General features: G+C 40.0%; 19 protein-coding genes. All 19 read left to right on the forward strand.

Annotated elements, in window-relative coordinates:
- Positions 1–15: 15 nt before the first annotated feature.
- A complete protein-coding gene (locus tag Q9291_RS09475) occupies positions 16–1,095 on the forward strand; it encodes an N-acetylneuraminate synthase family protein (RefSeq protein WP_306389801.1) in 1,080 nt (359 codons plus the stop codon).
- A complete protein-coding gene (gene hisH / locus Q9291_RS09480) occupies positions 1,096–1,719 on the forward strand; it encodes an imidazole glycerol phosphate synthase subunit HisH (RefSeq protein ID WP_306389802.1) in 624 nt (207 codons plus the stop codon).
- Positions 1,713–2,501 (forward strand): imidazole glycerol phosphate synthase subunit HisF, encoded by a 789-nt coding sequence (hisF, locus tag Q9291_RS09485; protein ID WP_306389803.1) that lies wholly within the window; start codon positions 1,713–1,715, stop codon positions 2,499–2,501. The genes hisH and hisF overlap by 7 nt, the downstream gene beginning before the upstream one ends.
- 20 nt (positions 2,502–2,521) lie before the next feature.
- Positions 2,522–3,814 carry an N-acetyl sugar amidotransferase gene (locus tag Q9291_RS09490; RefSeq protein WP_306389804.1) on the forward strand — a complete coding sequence of 431 codons (1,293 nt, stop codon included), beginning with the start codon at positions 2,522–2,524 and terminating at the stop codon, positions 3,812–3,814.
- 6 nt (positions 3,815–3,820) lie between these two features.
- A complete protein-coding gene (locus tag Q9291_RS09495) occupies positions 3,821–4,531 on the forward strand; it encodes an acylneuraminate cytidylyltransferase family protein (RefSeq protein ID WP_306389805.1) in 711 nt (236 codons plus the stop codon).
- A 62-nt stretch (positions 4,532–4,593) separates the two neighbouring features.
- Positions 4,594–5,679, forward strand: a complete 1,086-nt coding sequence (pseG, locus tag Q9291_RS09500) for a UDP-2,4-diacetamido-2,4,6-trideoxy-beta-L-altropyranose hydrolase (RefSeq protein ID WP_306389806.1) — start codon at positions 4,594–4,596, stop codon at positions 5,677–5,679.
- Between the two features lies 1 nt (position 5,680).
- Positions 5,681–6,325 carry a formyltransferase family protein gene (locus Q9291_RS09505; RefSeq protein WP_306389807.1) on the forward strand — a complete coding sequence of 215 codons (645 nt, stop codon included), beginning with the start codon at positions 5,681–5,683 and terminating at the stop codon, positions 6,323–6,325.
- Positions 6,318–7,373, forward strand: coding sequence for a pseudaminic acid synthase (gene pseI, locus Q9291_RS09510; RefSeq protein WP_306389808.1), 1,056 nt, complete (start codon positions 6,318–6,320; stop codon positions 7,371–7,373). The genes Q9291_RS09505 and pseI overlap by 8 nt, the downstream gene beginning before the upstream one ends.
- A gap of 2 nt (positions 7,374–7,375) precedes the next feature.
- On the forward strand, positions 7,376–9,112 hold the full coding sequence (locus Q9291_RS09515; protein WP_306389809.1) for a glycosyltransferase family protein: 1,737 nt from the start codon (positions 7,376–7,378) through the stop codon (positions 9,110–9,112).
- Positions 9,113–9,142: 30 nt separating this feature from the next.
- Complete coding sequence (locus Q9291_RS09520; protein ID WP_306389810.1) at positions 9,143–10,921, forward strand: ABC transporter ATP-binding protein; 1,779 nt, start codon at positions 9,143–9,145, stop codon at positions 10,919–10,921.
- 76 nt (positions 10,922–10,997) lie between these two features.
- Positions 10,998–11,681 carry an FkbM family methyltransferase gene (locus Q9291_RS09525; RefSeq protein WP_306389811.1) on the forward strand — a complete coding sequence of 228 codons (684 nt, stop codon included), beginning with the start codon at positions 10,998–11,000 and terminating at the stop codon, positions 11,679–11,681.
- Positions 11,682–12,575, forward strand: a complete 894-nt coding sequence (locus Q9291_RS09530) for a glycosyltransferase family 2 protein (protein WP_306389812.1) — start codon at positions 11,682–11,684, stop codon at positions 12,573–12,575. It abuts the gene before it with no gap.
- Complete coding sequence (locus Q9291_RS09535; RefSeq protein ID WP_306389813.1) at positions 12,572–13,378, forward strand: methyltransferase, TIGR04325 family; 807 nt, start codon at positions 12,572–12,574, stop codon at positions 13,376–13,378. Before Q9291_RS09530 ends, Q9291_RS09535 begins: the two co-directional genes overlap by 4 nt.
- A 198-nt stretch (positions 13,379–13,576) precedes the next feature.
- On the forward strand, positions 13,577–14,407 hold the full coding sequence (locus tag Q9291_RS09540) for a hypothetical protein (protein WP_306389814.1): 831 nt from the start codon (positions 13,577–13,579) through the stop codon (positions 14,405–14,407).
- Between the two features lie 19 nt (positions 14,408–14,426).
- Complete coding sequence (locus Q9291_RS09545; protein ID WP_306389815.1) at positions 14,427–15,536, forward strand: glycosyltransferase family protein; 1,110 nt, start codon at positions 14,427–14,429, stop codon at positions 15,534–15,536.
- Positions 15,537–16,289 (forward strand): FkbM family methyltransferase, encoded by a 753-nt coding sequence (locus Q9291_RS09550; protein ID WP_306389816.1) that lies wholly within the window; start codon positions 15,537–15,539, stop codon positions 16,287–16,289. It abuts the gene before it with no gap.
- Complete coding sequence (locus Q9291_RS09555) at positions 16,286–17,125, forward strand: glycosyltransferase (protein ID WP_306389817.1); 840 nt, start codon at positions 16,286–16,288, stop codon at positions 17,123–17,125. Before Q9291_RS09550 ends, Q9291_RS09555 begins: the two co-directional genes overlap by 4 nt.
- 5 nt (positions 17,126–17,130) lie before the next feature.
- Positions 17,131–17,889, forward strand: coding sequence for a glycosyltransferase family 2 protein (locus tag Q9291_RS09560; RefSeq protein ID WP_306389818.1), 759 nt, complete (start codon positions 17,131–17,133; stop codon positions 17,887–17,889).
- The gene (locus tag Q9291_RS09565; RefSeq protein ID WP_306389819.1) at positions 17,889–18,764 is read left to right on the forward strand and encodes an NAD-dependent epimerase/dehydratase family protein; all 876 of its coding nucleotides are present in this window, start codon (positions 17,889–17,891) and stop codon (positions 18,762–18,764) included. The genes Q9291_RS09560 and Q9291_RS09565 overlap by 1 nt, the downstream gene beginning before the upstream one ends.

Consider the following 18,764-nt stretch of genomic DNA (forward strand, 5'->3'; position numbering starts at 1 on the left):
TCGATAGAGAAACTTATGGCCATCCAACATCAAAATTTTGAAATTAACGGTGTTCAAATTGGTAAAAACCACTCTTGCTACATTACATTTGAAGCGGGCCCTACCCATCAAGGCTTGGAGTCAGCAAAAAAATTGGCCAAACATGCTAAAGATGCTGGTGGGAATGCTATCAAATTTCAAGTGTTTGACTCATTAAGACTGGTTGCAGACCCTAGTCTTCCATTTACTTACCAAACGCTCAAGAATCGCGATTCAGGTGAATTGGAAACCATCTCAGAACCACTTCGTGACATATTGCTACGCAGGCAAATGAAGGAGCATGAATGGCGTGAACTCAAAGCTTATTGCGATAATATTGGTATTGCCTTTTTTGCAACAGCATGTTTTCACGAAGATGTTGATTTTCTGGTGGAGATTGGCTGCCACTCCATAAAAATCGCTTCAGCTGATGTCAATCACCTTCCATTTATTCGCTATGCGGCCAAAACCGGATTGTGTATCCAACTGGATACAGGGATGGCATCAATTGGGGAAATGGAAGTCGCTGTAGATGCTATCCGAGCAGAAGGCAATAACAACATCATTATTCACCATTGTCCTTCTGGTTATCCGGCACATTTGGAAAGTATTAATTTGAGAGCGATACCCACTATACAACAAGTTTTTGGATGCCCAGTTGCATTCTCTGACCATAGTGTTGGCTGGGACATGGATATTGCAGCAGTTGCTGTAGGTGCAAACATGGTAGAAAAGACCATTACGGAAGACCGAACTACACGTTCTGTTGAGCATGTCATGTCACTTGAACCACAAGATATGCAGCAGTTCGTTCAAATTATCAGGAACTTGGAAGTAGCCCTTGGCAATAACAGACGCGTACTTTCGGATGCAGAAAAAGTGAAGCGTGATGCTATAAGAAGAAGTATTCATGTTATTCGTGATTTGCCAGAGGGCCATGTTTTAAGAGAAGCAGATATTGATTATCGTCGCCCTGGCACCGGTATATCACCGGACAAGTTGGAAACAGTTTTAGCAAAAACACTAAAACACACCTTGCAAGCTGGAACAAGACTTAGTTTGGAAGACTTGATTTAAATGACCACTGGAACTGTGGCCATTATTGATTATGGCATGGGAAATCTTCGGTCCGTTCAAAATGCAATCACACATTTGGGATTCACATCGGATATTGTCAGTATCCCAGAGCAATTAAACCATTATGATAAAATCATCCTACCTGGCGTGGGTGCTTTTGGGCAAGCCATTGAATGCCTATTACGCTCAGGAATGGCTGAAGGTCTGACCCTCAGAAAAAACAACGGTGCTCATATTCTAGGGATTTGCCTGGGTATGCAACTGATGTGCAAGACATCCGAAGAGGATGGCAATCATCAAGGATTAGGATGGTTTGATGCCGAAGTCATTAGGCTCCCTGAAATGCAAGGCCTACCGGTGCCCCATATCGGCTGGAATGGCGTGGACATCAAAAAAGATGACCCTATTTTTACTAATATCCAATCAGGTGAAGACGCTTACTTTGTTCACAGCTATCACGTCGTATGCAATCACCAAGAGGATATACTCGCATCGACTGACTATGGCTCGGAATTTACCTCAATCATTCAACATGACAATCTGAGAGGGATTCAATTCCACCCTGAAAAAAGTCAGCAATTCGGACTGAATCTAATTAAGAACTATCTGGAAATAGCATGTTAAAGAAAAGGCTAATCGCGGTTCTGATACTGCGAGAGGGTAAAGTGGTTCAAAGCGTAAGATTCAAGCATACTAATGTTATTCATTATGACGCAGTTCATGCCATGGAAGCCTTTAACAAATGGGCTGTCGATGAAATTGTTATTTTAAATGTCAGCCCCGAACCGTCATCAAAAACTCAGTTTGCAGAGATCGTAGAGCGCATTTCAAGCCAATGTTTTGTTCCTCTTTCGGCAGGCGGCTGGATTGATACTGCTGAGTATGCACAAACTTTACTGAGATGCGGTGCTGACAAAATAGTGCTAAATACGGCATTTGCCGACAATCCTGACTTAGTAAAAAGCCTCTCGCTTAAGTTCGGCCGGCAATGCATCGTCGCCTCTATAGACGGCAAACATAGTGATGAAGGTGAGTCTTGGATTGCTGTAGATCGCGGTACTCGTTTAATCCATACCTCACCGGAGGAGTGGGCAAAACATGTGGTTGGCCTTGGTGCTGGTGAAATTTTTTTCAACTCAATTGATCATGATGGTGCACGCAAAGGCTATGATCTACAAAATCTCGAAAAAATATCAGCGACAGTTAATGTCCCTGTCATTGCTTTTGGAGGCGTCTTTGGCTGGAATCACCTGGTAGAGGGCATTCATGCCGGAGCGTCAGCCGTAGCGGCAGCCAACCAGTTTCACTATACTGAACAAAGTACAAGAAAAGCTAAAAGCTTTCTTGCAAATGCTGGTGTATTGGTTCGTATTCAGGGCCAGAACCTCAAAACCAGTAGTAATTAGTTAATTAATTAGGATTTTCCATGAAATATTGTGCAAGATGTCTATATCCAGAAAACGCTAGACCTACGATTATTTTTGATGACGAAGGCGTTTGTAGTGGTTGCCGTTATCACGAAAGCCGCATGAAACTGGAGATCGACTGGGAAGAACGTTTACAGATGTTTGAGCAGATTCTGGAAGAGGCTAAGAATTTGGCACGTAAACGTGGCAATAGTCACGACTGTATAGTACCGATTTCCGGCGGCAAAGATTCACACTACCAAGTTTGGCTGCTTAAAAAGAAATACGGCATGAATCCGCTTTTGGTGACCTTTAACCATGCTTTTAATACACCTGCGGGCAATCGCAACCTTTATAACCTGGTTGAAAAATCAGGTTGTGACTTTGTGCGCTACACAGCCGGCTTGGAATCAGTCAGAAGAATTTCCCGCTATATGCTGGAAACCGTTGGGGATCTGACTTGGCACTATCATGCGGGAATACGCACTTATCCATTTCAAGTTGCAGTTGAAAGAAATATCCCATTAATTGTATGGGGTGAACATGGCTTTGCAGAACTGACTGGCATTGTTTCACTGGAAGATTTTGTCGAGTTTACACGCTGGACAAGAAAAGAACATGACATGCGAGGATATGAGCCACACGACCTCGTAGGTAAGGGTGGCATTACCGAGCAGGATATTGCGCCTTATATATATCCGTCCGATGAAGATATAGCACGCGTCGAGGTAAGAGGCATCTATCTGTCTAATTTCATTTACTGGAATGCGAAAAAGCAAGCAGAAGTCATGATGGAAGAATGGGACTTTGCGCCAATTGCATATGAGAGAGAGCGAACATTCAACCTCCATAGCAAAATTGAAGATCATGCCAATGATGTTCATGATTATCTTAAGTATCTTAAATTTGGTTATGGTCGTGCCACCGATGACGCCAGCATGGAAATCAGGCATGGCCGCATGACCCGTGAAGAAGGAATGGAGCTGGTCAAGCGATATGACAGTCGCGAACCTTCAACACTGGAAACTTACTGTGACTTTATGGGCATTTCGAAAGAGCAGTTTTACGACTGGGTCGCTCCTATGAGGGATCAAACACTCTGGAAGAAAAATGAAAATGGCGGCTGGGTCGCCAATGATGCGGTTTTTAATCACGCGATTACGGAACGTGAAGAAAAATCACGTGGACCACAAGTTCAGGAAAGAACGTTTTCGGAAGAAAATAGGAATCTGTATTATAACCCGGACAATCCTCCAGAAAAATCGGGAGAACAGGCATTGGATGTTCCCTCAAAAACATTTAGGGTTATCTGATTATCCATGAAAGAAATATTAATCCTGCTACCTGCCAAAGCCGCGTCTACTAGACTCAAGCTAAAGAATATGCAGTTATTGAGAGGGAAGCCATTGCTGCAATGGGCGATTGATTGCGCAAAAGAAGCTCAATTAGACGCAGACATTCTGGTCTCATCAGAGAGCAATGAGATTATTCAATTCGCCTTATCTCAAAATATTCTTATACAACAGCGGCCTGAGAAGCTGGCTGTTGATCCTGCAGGTGTCGTAGACGTGGCATTGTATGTGCTGAGTGAATTGGAAAGTCAGGGGAAACATTACCAAACTTTGATTATCCTGCTTCCCACATGTCCATTCAGAACCGCAGAGGATGTTCAGCAAGCGTTAAAACTTTATGAACAAGAACATGCCCATTTCTTGATGAGTGTCTCCGAATATAGCCACACACCATTCGCGGCAATGAAGCTTGATGAGAGCGGCATACTCGATCCATTTTTCCCCGATTATATTGGAAAAAAATCTCAGCAAATGCCGAAAGCTTATCGGGCAAATGGGGCAATTCACATATTGAATGTTGAAACATTTAAAAAGGAAAAGTCCTACTACGCACAACCTCTTATTGGCTACACCATGCCCGCAGAAAGGTCTATTGATATAGATAATGCATCAGATCTAAACTATGCTGACTTTATAATTCAAGCAAAGAGCCCACATTTAAGCAATTCTGGCAATTAGGCTTTTAAATCCAGTCTAAAGATGTATCTCACGCTTTCGTAAATTTGCACATCAATATAAAAATGGATAATCGTCAAATTGCTTTTAGAGTGGATGCCTCAACCAAAATCGGTACGGGGCATTTTATGCGATGCTTCACACTCGCTACCGAATTATTAAAGCAAGGCGCGAAAGTTTGCTTTGTCTGCCGACACATATTACCCCCGCTGGCTTATCTTCTAAAACAGCATGGGATAGGGCTGAAACAATTACCCTCGCCCAACACTCCCCTTGCAATTACATTTGATACTGACACATATGCCGACTGGCTTGGGACTAACCAGCTAGTCGATGCAGAAGCAACAATAGAAGTACTTTCTGGCACCAAGACCACTTGGTTAATAGTTGATCACTATGCACTTGATCACAGATGGGAAACCAAATTAAAGGCCTGCACAGAAAAAATCATGGTGATTGATGATCTTGGCAATCGTAAGCACGGATGTGACTTGCTATTAGATCAAAACTATTACCATGACGATATAAACCCTTACTCTGACTTGGTGACAAATGACTGCCAGTTACTTATTGGACCAAGGTATGCTTTACTAAGACCCGAGTTTAGACAGCTGAGAAATCAAATTAAGCAAAGAAATCATGAGGTACAACGCGTCTTGATATTTTTTGGTGGAGTCGATACTGGCGATATGACTTCTATCGCGATAGAAGCGCTCTCCATGCTTAAAGAACTATCCTTTATGGTGGATGTTGTGATCGGCAACACGCACCCTAATAAAGAAAATATTATTTCTATCTGCCAGCAATTGGGATATCACTGTCATGTTCAAACAAACAAAATGGCAGAACTGATTGCACAGGCAGATTTATGTATTGGTGCTGGAGGATCAGCCACATGGGAAAGATGTGCTTTAGGGTTGCCTTCAATAACTTTCGTTGTCGCAGAAAATCAGCAAGAACTTACTAAAAATGCTGCCCGAGCATGCCTGATATATGCCCCCACCCCCAGTAAAAACTTAGTCGAAACCATACGTTTACACTTTACGGCCTTGTATAATAACGCCCTACTCCGCGAATATATATCTCGCAAAAGTATGCAACTCGTTGATGCTGAGGGTGCTTTAAGGGTTGTTAAGGAGCTTAATTTATAAAATGAAAATTGCTATTTTATGCAGCGACCCCCTACATCCAGTCATGGAGCATCTTATAGACTGGAGTAAAATGCAAAGCTCCCTGGGACACGAGATAATAATTGTTGATAATAAAAGCGACTTGGTGTCCGGAGACTTTCTTTTCTTGATTTCATGTAGTCAGATCATTGAAAAAGCAATACTCAAAAATTTCAAATATAGTCTGGTACTGCATGCAAGCGACTTACCCAAAGGCCGAGGCTGGTCACCTTATATATGGAGTATTTTAAATGGTGAGCACACTATTACTGTTTCTTTGTTGGAAGTAGCAGAAAAAGTAGACACAGGCCGCATTTGGTTAAAAAAACAATTCGCTTTAGAAGGCCATGAACTGGCGGCTGAAATTAATAATCTTCTATTCAAAACAGAAGTTGATTTAATGTCCGAAGCTATTGAAAATCACTATCAGATTCAACCCTATGAACAAAGGGGAGATCCGACATATTGGGTAAGAAGATTACCCAATGACAGTAGGCTTGATCCAAATAAAACGATATCTGAACAGATTGATTTGTTACGTGTTGCAGATAACAACCGCTACCCATGTTTTTTTGACCACCGAGGTCATAGATATTTAATTAAAATCGAAAAGGCAAATAATGAATAATTTGGAAGTCACTATCGCCAATAGAAAAATTGGAGCGAATCGTCCTCCTTTTATTATTGCCGAAATGTCTGGCAACCATAATCAATCACTAGCACGTGCATTGGAAATCGTTGAGGCTGCAGCAAAATCTGGCGCCCATGCCCTTAAGATTCAAACTTATACTCCAGATACTATGACGCTGGATATAGACGAACGTGAATTTCATATTTCAGACCCCAAAAGCCTGTGGCTAGGCACATCGCTTTATAAACTTTATGGTGAAGCATACACACCTTGGGAATGGCATGAGCCGATTTTTTCCCGTGCCAAAGAACTTGGCATCATCGCTTTTAGCACACCATTTGATGGCACTTCTGTCGACTTTCTTGAGTCATTAAATGTACCCTGCTACAAAATAGCCTCATTTGAAAATACCGACATCCCTCTCATTAAAAGGGTTGCGGCTACAGGTAAGCCACTCATCATCTCGACCGGAATGGCTTCAACCGCAGAACTGGATGAAACTGTTCGCGCTGCGCGTGAGGCTGGTTGCAAAGATTTAATTTTGCTTAAATGCACCAGCACTTATCCTGCTACACCTGAAAATACCAATATATTAACCATCCCCCATATGCGGGAGTTGTTTGGGTGTGAGGTAGGTTTGTCTGACCATACCATGGGCGTGGGCGTATCTGTAGCTAGTGTGGCTTTAGGTGCCACTGTTATTGAAAAGCACTTTACTTTAAACCGCGCAGATGGCGGGGTTGATAGTACCTTCTCAATGGAACCAGATGAAATGGCTCAACTGGTCGTTGAGACTAAGCGTGCTTGGGAGGCTTTGGGGAAAGTTAGTTACGGTGCTACAGAAGCAGAGAATAAATCCATTCAATTTAGACGCTCTTTATATGTTGTGAAAGACATCAAAGCTGGAGAAATGCTAACAACAGAGAATCTACGGGCGATTAGGCCAGGTCTGGGACTTGCATGTAAATATCTTGATAAGTTTTTGGGTAAGTCAGTAAAAGCTGATGTTGCAAAGGGCACTGCTCTCCGTTGGGATATGATCTAAAAATGACTCATCAGCATCAATCTATAGCTATTCTTTGTTTGGATGGTTACGTATCCATGTATGCTGAAACATTGCGTCAAATAACATGGCTCCTTAAAAAGGAAAAGTTGCAACACCATGTTATTGGCTGTAACAGGGCTTTATCTACATGTACATCAATAAATTCACTTGGGAAAACAAAATTAAACCCGATTCAGAAAGAGTCTATTTGTTGCAAATGTATTAATAGTCAGAGGCAATTACATTCCGATAGTCCAATATTTGATATTTCAAAGCGGGTTAATCCTGAGCAAGAACTTTTTGTAGACGCTATTTCATCTACACTATTTGCCCAAAGAACACTCCAATCTGTAATAAACATGCCGTACCAAAGCATTAATCTATGTCAGATTGCATTTTTTGATTTCTCAATAAAAAATAAAGTTTCTCAAACATCAAATCTTGATAATGAGCAGATTCAAGACTTTCTCGGTGGCTTAAGAGATTTATTTTCAATTAAAAGTAATCTTGACTCCTTCTTAAAGTCACATCCTGTGACAGCCTTTATTTACATTAATGGGAACTATAGTCAGAACACTTTCGTAAGAGAATATACAAAAAATAAGAACATACTATGTTGGAGTGTTGAACCTCAATTATTCACACAAAGCCTATTTAATAAAATTACATTCAAAATAAATAGACTAGAGTTAGAACAAGAAGCCTTATTTGCTGTGAAGGAAATGACTGCGAGATTTAATAAAGATGATATAAAAAGAGTGCTTCATAATTTTCAATCTCGAATTAATGGTGCCGAATATAATGCCTATACCAATCTTGACAATACACTTCTCGCAAAGACTGAAGTTAGTGAATTAGTTGGTTTTTTAAAAGAATATAAAAAAGTACACTCTTACTTCTTAAGCAGTGAAGACGAATTAACACCACACATCACTACTCACAATTTAACCACAAATGGTTCAATCGAATCTCGCTTTAGCAGTCAATTCGAGTTTACGGAATACTTTATCAAACAAGCTCACAATGCGCCTGAAATTGGTTTTATTGTAAGGCTACATCCTAGGATGGCCGTTAATAAGAGAGATAGTTTTGAGTCAGAAGAGCATAAAAAATATAAGCACTTTCTATCTAATCAATTAATACCGAAGAACTTAATGATTATTTTGGGAGATAGCAAAATATCGTCTTATTATCTAGCCTCAAAATCAACGTTAGTCATTGTTTCGTGGTCGACCTTTGGAATTGAATCACTTTTAATGGGAGTCCCTGTTGTATCGGCATTCCCTAAATATCTCATGTATCCTCTTGAACAATTTGTAGCGCATCCAACTACAATAGAAGCACTTACTGCATGCATATTTAGCGGAACGACACCACCAAAAATTGATGACTTAAAGTTAATTTACTGGACAACGAATGCATACGAAAGTCAGTTCCAAACGATTTTAACCTTTAGAAATAGTGGTGGATTTAAAACATTGTTCCGCAGAGGGTTTAATTTGGTTTTCAATAATAATTACACATATCCAGTTGCAAGTTCGGTGTTTAATAAAGTTTTCAAAAGTTCTAACGCACTTTTAAAGCTTTCACCTATGGGCAATAAAACCCAACCTAACTCTACTTTAAGAGGCAATTCCGACCTTAGTCACTTACAAAAATACCGAGAAAAAACTAGAAAAACTCTTGACAAGTATTCTGATAACTTAAAAAAATCACTTCAGGCTGAAAAGCTTGATTAAATCTTAATAAGATTGATTGGCAATTTGATTTTGAAAAAAATAGAAACACAAAATACTCACCCTATAACATTCCTACTCAATAGCATTGGTAAGAAAAGATTACTTCATTTATTGGTAATTGTTTTCATTAACTCAATTTTAGACATTGTTGGCATAGCGCTCATTTTTCCTTTCTTACAAATTATTGCTAACCCGAGTCTACTTATCGACAAAGCCAATCAACTGAATATTCATATACCTTTTTCACATCAAAATTTGGTTTTATCTCTTGGATTTCTTTTGATTTCTTTTTATGCTTTGAAATCCCTGGCTCAATCCAAGCTGGCAAAGAAGCAAGCTCAATATCTTTCAAGATATACCGGTAAAAACACAAACGATATTGTTTCCAAAATACTACAAGCTAGATATTCCATATTTCAAAATACGGCTGCTTCAGAAATTTCAGGTACGGCGTATTCAAATACTGTTCATACTTCTATCGCTTTAGCTGCTTTAATTCAATCGTTTAACGAAGCATTAATAATTGTATTTTTGATGATTGGGTTCTTCTGGATTAACCCGGTGCTTGCTGTTGGCACAATTGGAGTGTTGATATTAATCAGTTTTCTACTCTTTAATTTTGTCATTAAAAAGTCATCCAACCTTGGAGTAGCTCAAACGCATATAGAAAATATTCGCTACAGATTGCTTTTTTCAATAACTACATCTATCCGGGATATTAAGATTATGGGATTAGAGAATTTATTTGATAAAAAGAATCAGGAAATATCGAAACAATACGCCGACTTAGCGTGGCGTTATAACCATAACTCAGCGCTTCCAAGGTTTATCATAGAGTTTCTTGCCCTGTCTGCGGTTGTAGCGGTGGCTATTATTACAATAATTTCACAGATCCCCGGAGAGGATGCAACTCCTGCTCTAGGTTTACTTGCTGTAGCAACAGTACGAGCTGTTCCAGCATTTTCAAGGCTATTCAATTCACTTAGTAGCTATAAATTTTCATCTAGATTCGTCCAAAATCTTTTTGCATTAGAACAAACACTTTCCAGCGCATCAGCCCCATATATCAAAGACAATCTTAGCTTTAGTAAAAGTATTCAACTGAAAGATATATGTTTTAGCTATCATAAAAATAAGATTATTAATAATATATCTTTAGATATAAAGTTCGGCGAATCAATAGCGATTGTGGGGCCTTCCGGTGCAGGAAAATCGACACTATTAGATATATTTACAGGCTTGCAACCTGCCACAAGCGGCCAATTTATTTGTGATGATGAGCCTTTTAATCCCTATACTAGTGAATCGATTCACAATCTAATTGGTTATGTGCCTCAAGCAATAACCCTATTAGATGAAACAATTGCATATAACATCACGTTTCAAAGTGCTCCCGATCTCAAAAAATTAAATGATGTGATTCGCAAAGCATGCCTGGAAGATTTAATTAAAGATATCCCAGAGGGTCTATTTACAAAAGTCGGCGAAAATGGATTAAGACTCTCTGGAGGGCAACGCCAGAGAATTGGGATAGCTAGAGCTTTATATAAAATGCCCAGTATTCTTATTTTTGATGAAGCGACAAGTGCTTTAGATGCAGTTTCAGAAAGACTGCTCATTGATGAAATTGCGAGTCTTCGCGGAAATGTGTCAAGTATCATGGTAACTCACAAATTATCTACCGCTATATTTTGCGATAAAATTTATGTTTTAAATAAGGGATCTGTAGTAGCTGTAGGTACGCATGTAGAATTGCTGAAAGCATGCAAATTATATAAACAAATGTTTGCAATACAGCAAAGCACATAAATCATTCTGCCAGTAACGAAGCTTTTAAATTTTTGAAGTTATCTGAAATATCACTTTAATTATCCCAATAAATACTATGTATCTTTTTGAAAAACTTAAAAGATTTTTGCCTAGCCAATATAAGTACCTAAACTCATCTTATAGTCAAGAAGGTGAGGATATCCTGCTTCAAAGGTTATTCTCTGATCAACGGTATGGTTTTTATGTAGATGTTGGGGCTCATCATCCTGTTCGATTTTCGAATACCTTTGCACTTTATAAAAAAGGCTGGACTGGCATAAACATTGAACCCAATCCAGATATGTATTCTCTTTTTAAAAAAAATCGCCCCAGAGACATTAATGTGAATTGCGGAGTAGATGCGATCAATGGAACTTTGGAGTACTACATGTTTAATGAACCGGCTTTGAACACTTTTGACCCTGACTTAGTGAAAAGTCGTCTATCTAACACAACTTACTTTGTTAATAAAACAATTCAAATCGAAGTCCATCCATTAAGTGAGCTGCTTGAGCAATTTGCTCCTAAAAATAGAAAGATAGACTTTTTGTCAGTTGACGTTGAAGGTTTAGATCTAAATGTTTTAATGTCTAATAACTGGGCAAAATTTCGACCTCAATATTTGCTCGCTGAGCAATTAGAACTCGAGAGCATTGAGAATTTGGACTTTCCAATTCATCACTACATGAAATCTGTCGATTATCAGGCAAAATTCCGGACGTATAATACTATTATCTACAAAGACTCTAGGAGTTCTTAATTGGAGTATGCGCCTATCGCTTTATTTGTATACAACAGACTTCTTCATACTCAAAATACAGTACAAGCACTAAAATCAAACCCTCTATCCTCTGAAACTAACCTTATTATTTTCTCTGATGGGCCTCGCTCTTCAGAACAGAGTAAAAAAGTGGAGAGCGTAAGAAGCTTTATTAAGTCTATCGATGGGTTCAAGTCGATTAAGATTGTCGAGCGGGATTGCAATTATGGTTTAGCGAACTCTATCATTGATGGAGTAACAAAAGTATGTAGTGAATTTGGAAAAGTAATTGTTTTGGAAGATGACATTGTCACCTCCAACTATTTTTTAACCTATATGAACGATGCGCTTAACCATTATAAGAATAACAAAAAGGTAGCAAGTATTCATGGTTATATATACCCGACTCAAGGTTTACCTGAAACATTTTTCTTGAGAGGAGCTGATTGCTGGGGTTGGGCCACTTGGAATGAAAAATGGGAATTATTCAACTCCGATGGAGCTCAGCTCTTAGACGGACTTAAAAAGCAGAAACTTTTAAAACGCTTTGATTTCAATGGCTCTTATCCATATTCCAGGATGCTAGAAGATCAGATAGCGGGGAAAAATGATTCCTGGGCTATTCGTTGGCATGCTAGCGCTTTCTTAAATAATCTGTATACCTTATATCCTGGGAAATCTTTGGTTGAAAATATTGGTAATGATGGAAGCGGTACACATTTCAGTAATACCGACATTTTTACATCTCGAGTTTCTGATCAAAAAATTAATAATTTTCCAATAAATGTAGAGGATGATTTAGTAGCTTTAAGATTGATTGAAAAATATTTCAAAACGCAAAAAAATAGGTCAATGAACATATTACGTAGAATAAAAAGAAAGTTGGGACTTTGACTTTAAAAAAAATATTGAAGCTCTTATGCCCTCCCATTCTGCTTAAAATTTTAGCCTTTTTTCGGCACGACAGGATTCAGTTCACTGGTGATTATGCCTCCTGGAACGAAGCTAAAAATAGAGCTATGGGGTACGATAGCGACCATATTTTTGAAAAAGTTAAACAGTCTTCTCAAAAAGTGGTTTCCGGGGAAGCTGCGTATGAAAGAGATTCCGTATGCTTTTACGAACACACATATCGCTGGCCTTTATTAGCCTGTTTATTATTAATTGCAAACAAACAAAACAACAAGCTGAACATTATTGATTTCGGAGGTGCTCTAGGCAGCCTGTATTACCAGCATAGGGATTTCTTGAGTACGATTCAAGAAGTAAACTGGTCGATTGTTGAGCAGTCTCACTATGTTGAATACGGAAAAAAACAATTACAAAACCAGCAATTGAGTTTCCATCTGACATTAGCGGAAAGCCTCAAGGCCGGTAAAGCAGATACTGTTCTTTTATCAAGCGTACTCCCTTACATTGAAAAACCACAGAAATTATTAACCGAAATTGCCGAACTTGGATTCAAATATATATTGATTGATAGAACACCTTTTATCCAATGCGAAAAAGATAGGCTGACTATACAAAGCGTACCAAAATCCATTTATAAAGCCAGTTACCCTGCGTGGTTTTTCTCAGAGAAAGAGTTTGATAAACTCATGCACGCGTTAGGATATAAATGTATTTACGAATTTGATTGTGATGAAAATTTTGAGTTTGGAGAAGTCAAAGGTTTCTTGTTCGAGAAAACATCTTGAACACTGCGAGCCTGAAAATGCATTTTTCATATGTTCTTATAAAAAATGCAACTAAACCAAAGCATTGAGCCTATCTTAAAGAGTTTATACATGGAGCATTACGTCACCCTTTTTGACAGCAGCTTTCTGCCTTCAGGCTTGTGTTTACATAGTTCATTGATTGAGCATGCCTCCGAATTCACGCTATGGATAGTGTGCATGGACAAGAAGGTTGAGCAACAACTGGCTGAACTAGATCTGCCACAAGTAAAGCTCATTTCTTTAGAAATAGCAGAAAATGATCGCCTGCTATCCGTAAAGAATGATCGAAGCAAAGGGGAGTATTGCTGGACGATGACCCCATTCACGCCGGAAATTGTATTCAAGTTAGCTCCTGAAGCAAAGCGTGTCACTTATTTAGATGCTGACCTGTTTTTTTATGATAATCCAGCCTGTTTTTTTGAAGAACTTGAGAAAAATAATAAAGAAGTATTAATAACCGAACATGGTTTTGCCCCGGAATATGCGCATTGGGAGGAAGCCAGTGGCAGGTTTTGCGTGCAGTTCCTCACCTTCAACAATACCCCCGAAGCATTTAAGGTGATGCACTGGTGGCAAGATGCATGCATAGACTGGTGTTATGCGCGTATTGAAAAAGATCGTTTTGGTGATCAAAAATACCTGAACAAGTGGCCTGGGTTATTTGGAGATCATGTGCATATCCTTGCGCAAGTGCATAGAACCTTGGCACCCTGGAATGTCAGTTTCTACATGGCGAACCAAGCTCAAACACCTGTGTTTTATCATTTCCACTCACTACGACTGGCTGGTAAAACAATTGTCAGACTGTATGAGGGCTATAAGATCAGTAAACAAAGTATGTTTTTATATAAGGCTTATATAGAAACGCTACAAGAAAAACTAAAGCTACTCAATGCGATGCAAATGGAAATCCCTTCTTTCCCTGAAAAAATCTCTCTTTTAATGCTGTTAAGAAGATGCCGCGATTTACTTAAAAAAACAGTAAAATACAGCCTTTTAAAATATTAAGACCTTTAAGAGAAATAATATGACTAAGGTTGTAATCGTACAGCCCTGGTTTACAGCAGTTGGTCACCCCGCTCAATCTATTTTAAATACGGCTAAAGCTCTGAGCAGTTCAACAGGCATTAGCTATTTAGTTTCTGCGCAAGATGGCACTTCTGAAGAACCATTTAAAAAATTGTGTGTCCTGGCAGACGCAGAAAACTTCAAGGTGAGTAGTTCGTCACTACGTGAGGGTACGCTAAAAGCATTGTGTAAGCTCTTTAAACTAAACAAGCAGAAAAGACGCTTTCAGCATGTGTTTTTTTTTGATGCACATTTAGTATTTCTCTCCATTCTATGGCCTTTTTTTTATTCTGTTTTAAAACCACAACGACTTAGCCTCATTTATTTAATGGGTCCTGAGCGTATATTACGCTCTCGAATAGCTACAAGCTTTGTGAGTCGTTTCTTAAGACGTAAAGAGGTGACGCTCTATCTACGTACTGAAGAACTCGTGGGCGCATGGCATAAGGTTTTTACTAGAGTACCACCTACCAGTATTCGGCATCTACCATCTCTCGAACTGCCTGGTCCACTTGCTCCAATTGTGTCTCCAATCATTTGCAATCATCTCAAGTTCGGCATCTTAGGGCAGATTCGCCAAGGTAAAGGGCTTGAGTGGCTGGTGCCCATGTTTATAAGTAAACCTGAACTAGGAGAGCTTTTAGTCGCTGGCGCTTTTAACAACCCCAGAGAGGCCGAAGCTATGGCTTTTTTACAAGGCTTCAGTGGCTTCCGTAATGAATATCTGGCGGATGATACAATGCTGGCAATTGCTCAACAACAACACTACTTGCTCATGCTCTACGATAACTGGGATGCTCGAATGGAAAGTGCTGTGCTTTATCTGGCGGCACGCGCAGGTCGACCAGTGATTGCTTTTGGCAATGGCTGGTGTGGCAGGCAGGTGATTGAATATGGCAACGGATTAATTGCCCCTTCAAACCATGCTGACATAGAGTCTCTACTCCAATCGCTTCCTCGTGCTGGTAGTAAAGAATATTCAAAACTCCTGCTTGGAGTAGAGCGCTTCAGACAGGAGCATTCTAACCATAAACTGCGAGATCAATACCTTAACGAGTTGGTAAATTAAATGTTCTTAGATAATCTCTTACCTGACTGCATGGGTATATTAACTGCACCATCCGCGATTTTGAAGCGCCTTTGCCGAAAAGAAATGGTGTCATTTGGGCTGCTAGCTAATTTGAATGTGATGAAACGTAGGAAGACAATCTCTGGTATTGATTCAATATGGGATATCGGGGCGAATCAGGGGCAATTTGCCTTTATGGCTCATTGTGTCTGGCCGGAACTTCCAATTTATAGTTTTGAACCGGATCCCGATAGTTTTGTACAATTGCAGCAGAATTTTGCCAAATATGCCATTCCGGGCCAGCCGCACAATGTCGCGCTTGGTGCAGAACAAGCAAGCTTGGAGTTGCGTCGTTATGCAAACCCCGTCAATAACTCGTTTTTGACTAGGACAGAGCACAACGAGACCGAGTCATATACTAAGGTAATTGTAGACTGTACTACCTTAGATACGTTCAGTACAACCTTACCCAGAACAAAGGCTGCCCTTCTTAAACTGGATGTGCAAGGCTTTGAACTTGCTGTGATAAAGGGTTCAACTAATTTTTTTCGGCACTGTCGCTATGTACTTGCTGAAGTTTCTTTTTCTTCGTCTTATACCAACGGTGCGCATGCTGACGAAGTCATGCTAGCTTTGCGTGAACATGGTTTTGAATGCATACAGCTATTAGATCTTCTCCGTGATAAACAAACCGGCCATATCCTGGAAGCCGACATGCTGTTTGTAAATAAGCGCATGGATGGCCATCTATGAAGATCAGTATTGCAGTCCCCTCTTTCAATTATGCGCGCTTTCTGAGCCAATGCCTGGATAGCATTCGCACACAGGCACATCAAGACATCGAAGTACTCATTGCTGATGGTGGCTCAACCGATGGTTCGGTAGAGATCATTGAAGCATACTGCCAGAAAGATAATAGATTCAAATTTGTCAGCCGCTCTGATGCTGGCCAGGCTGATGCGATAAAACTGGCATTTGCATATGCTACCGGGGATATTCTTTGCTTTCTGAATGCTGATGATTGCTTTTTGCATAATCACGTTTTTAGTACAGTAGTGAATGACTTTAAAATGCATCCACAAGTTAGTGTCCTGACTTACGGCGGAGACTATCTAGATGCCGATGGTAAGAAAATAAAGAAAATAAATTATCGCTATCATCCACTAGACGGATTCCATTGGATGCCTTATAGAACTGCGATCATCCAGCCTGCGACTTTCTGGCAAAAGCACGTCTACAAGCCAGACGAATGGCCATCCAACTATCATTTTGTATTTGATGTAGTCTTCTTTTATCAGGCATATCTCAAGTATCAATGGCTGGAATCTCCGATGCCAGTAGCCGGTTATCGTCTTCATGGAGAAAATAAGTCGATGTCAGTGAAGTCGAAGAGAATATTTGAATTGGCCGCATTTGAAGGGATGAAATTTGGCAACCATTCTTTCAGGGCTCGCTATTTGAAATTACTGGCTTTACTTATCGAAAAGCTTGAGCGCAAGGGAAGTTTAGGTAAAAAACTCACGCATGCAATTTACCTATTCAATAACGGCCTGGCATTCCTAAGCTTTTACCGCATCCCTGGGATTTGAAGCGAATGAAAATTTCAATCATCACGGTGTGCTACAACAGCGCGGCGACCATTCAAGACACCATCACCTCAATTGCTAATCAGGATCATCCTGATATTGAGCATATAGTCGTTGACGGAGGCTCAAAAGACGAAACATTAACTATAGTGAAGTCGGCATCCAGTGTGACGAAACTCATATCTGAGCAAGATAAAGGTATTTATGATGCCATGAATAAAGGCTTAAACTTAGCCAATGGGGATGTAATTGGTTTCTTAAATGCGGATGACTTTTATGCCGATGATATTGTCTTGACCCAAGTTTCTATAGCATTTCAAGACTCATCGGTGCAGGCATGTTATGCGGATCTCGTATATGTGGATAAAAGTGATACTTCGCGTATAACTCGTTACTGGAAATCCCGACCATTTTGCGCTGGCCTCTTTAAAAAAGGTTGGATGCCTGCGCATCCCACTTTTTTTGCGCGGCGAGAAGTATATGAGCAATTCGGAAATTTCAATCTCAACTTTCCTCGTCAGGCGGATTTTGAATTGACGATGCGCTTTCTTGAAATCCATCAGATAAAATCAGTCTATATTCCGAAAGTTTGGGTAAGGATGCGAACTGGCGGTGCATCCAACAATAGTATTAAAGGCATTATTAAAGGGAATCTGGAGGCCTACCGTGCCTGCAAAATGCATAATTTACAGGTAGGTCCTTTTTTCATCATCAAAAAAATCTTTTCCAGAATTCCGCAGTTTTTTAGCAAACCAGACTTTAATTAATGCAAGTATTAGTCACAGGTGCCAGCGGTTTTGTCGGCCAGAGATTATGTCGTCAACTGGCTGCCAAGTCATATGATCACACTGTGATAGAGCGTGATGTGCTTGATGCTGAATGTTATCCAGCGACATATGATTGCATGATTCACTTAGCCGGACGTGCGCATGTCATGCATGAGACGGAAGAAAATATTTACCAGGCATATGCTGCCGTGAATATTGATTACACGCTTAAAGTAGCTGAGTTGGCGAGGCGCCTCAAGATCAAGCGGTTTGTATTCTTGAGCTCGATCAAAGTGAATGGGGAAGCTTCAAGCAAGCCTTTTACTGAGACCGATACGCCTGCACCGCTGGATGCTTATGGCCAGACCAAGCTTGAGGCTGAAATCGCTCTCAAAGAATTTTGTACAGCGCACCAAATCGAATTGGTGATTATTCGCCCTCCTCTCATTTACGGTCCTGGCGTTAAAGCAAACTTCAGGCAATTAATTAAGCTATGTTTCTTATCCCTGCCACTCCCATTTGCTTCTGTACCCAACAAGCGCAGTTTTATCAGCCTGGATAACCTAGCTGATTTTATTATGTTATGTAGCTGGCACCCCAAGGCTGCTGATCAAACTTTTCTGATTTCAGATGGGGAAGATGTCTCTACGGCAACATTGATTAAAACAATTCGACAGGCGAATAATCAAAAAGCCTTGCTTATTCCTATGCCGGTTTGGTTTCTGACGTTGCTGTTTAAACTTATAGGCAAATCCAGCATGGCGTTACGCCTAATAGGCACTTTGCAGGTAGATATTTCAAAAGCTAAAGCACTCCTCGGGTGGCAGCCAAAAATAAGCTTCCATGAAGGTATTGTGCGGTCATTAAAAGAATAA

It is taken from the genome of Methylophilus aquaticus (assembly GCF_030769565.1).
Taxonomy (GTDB): domain Bacteria; phylum Pseudomonadota; class Gammaproteobacteria; order Burkholderiales; family Methylophilaceae; genus Methylophilus; species Methylophilus aquaticus.

Coding starts and splice junctions, on each gene's coding strand:
- Q9291_RS09475 (WP_306389801.1), top strand. CDS start 16: ATGGCCATCCAACATCAAAATTTTGAAATTAACGGTGTTCAAATTGGT.
- hisH (WP_306389802.1), top strand. CDS start 1,096: ATGACCACTGGAACTGTGGCCATTATTGATTATGGCATGGGAAATCTT.
- hisF (WP_306389803.1), top strand. CDS start 1,713: ATGTTAAAGAAAAGGCTAATCGCGGTTCTGATACTGCGAGAGGGTAAA.
- Q9291_RS09490 (WP_306389804.1), top strand. CDS start 2,522: ATGAAATATTGTGCAAGATGTCTATATCCAGAAAACGCTAGACCTACG.
- Q9291_RS09495 (WP_306389805.1), top strand. CDS start 3,821: ATGAAAGAAATATTAATCCTGCTACCTGCCAAAGCCGCGTCTACTAGA.
- pseG (WP_306389806.1), top strand. CDS start 4,594: ATGGATAATCGTCAAATTGCTTTTAGAGTGGATGCCTCAACCAAAATC.
- Q9291_RS09505 (WP_306389807.1), top strand. CDS start 5,681: ATGAAAATTGCTATTTTATGCAGCGACCCCCTACATCCAGTCATGGAG.
- pseI (WP_306389808.1), top strand. CDS start 6,318: ATGAATAATTTGGAAGTCACTATCGCCAATAGAAAAATTGGAGCGAAT.
- Q9291_RS09515 (WP_306389809.1), top strand. CDS start 7,376: ATGACTCATCAGCATCAATCTATAGCTATTCTTTGTTTGGATGGTTAC.
- Q9291_RS09525 (WP_306389811.1), top strand. CDS start 10,998: ATGTATCTTTTTGAAAAACTTAAAAGATTTTTGCCTAGCCAATATAAG.
- Q9291_RS09540 (WP_306389814.1), top strand. CDS start 13,577: ATGGACAAGAAGGTTGAGCAACAACTGGCTGAACTAGATCTGCCACAA.
- Q9291_RS09545 (WP_306389815.1), top strand. CDS start 14,427: ATGACTAAGGTTGTAATCGTACAGCCCTGGTTTACAGCAGTTGGTCAC.
- Q9291_RS09550 (WP_306389816.1), top strand. CDS start 15,537: ATGTTCTTAGATAATCTCTTACCTGACTGCATGGGTATATTAACTGCA.
- Q9291_RS09555 (WP_306389817.1), top strand. CDS start 16,286: ATGAAGATCAGTATTGCAGTCCCCTCTTTCAATTATGCGCGCTTTCTG.
- Q9291_RS09560 (WP_306389818.1), top strand. CDS start 17,131: ATGAAAATTTCAATCATCACGGTGTGCTACAACAGCGCGGCGACCATT.
- Q9291_RS09565 (WP_306389819.1), top strand. CDS start 17,889: ATGCAAGTATTAGTCACAGGTGCCAGCGGTTTTGTCGGCCAGAGATTA.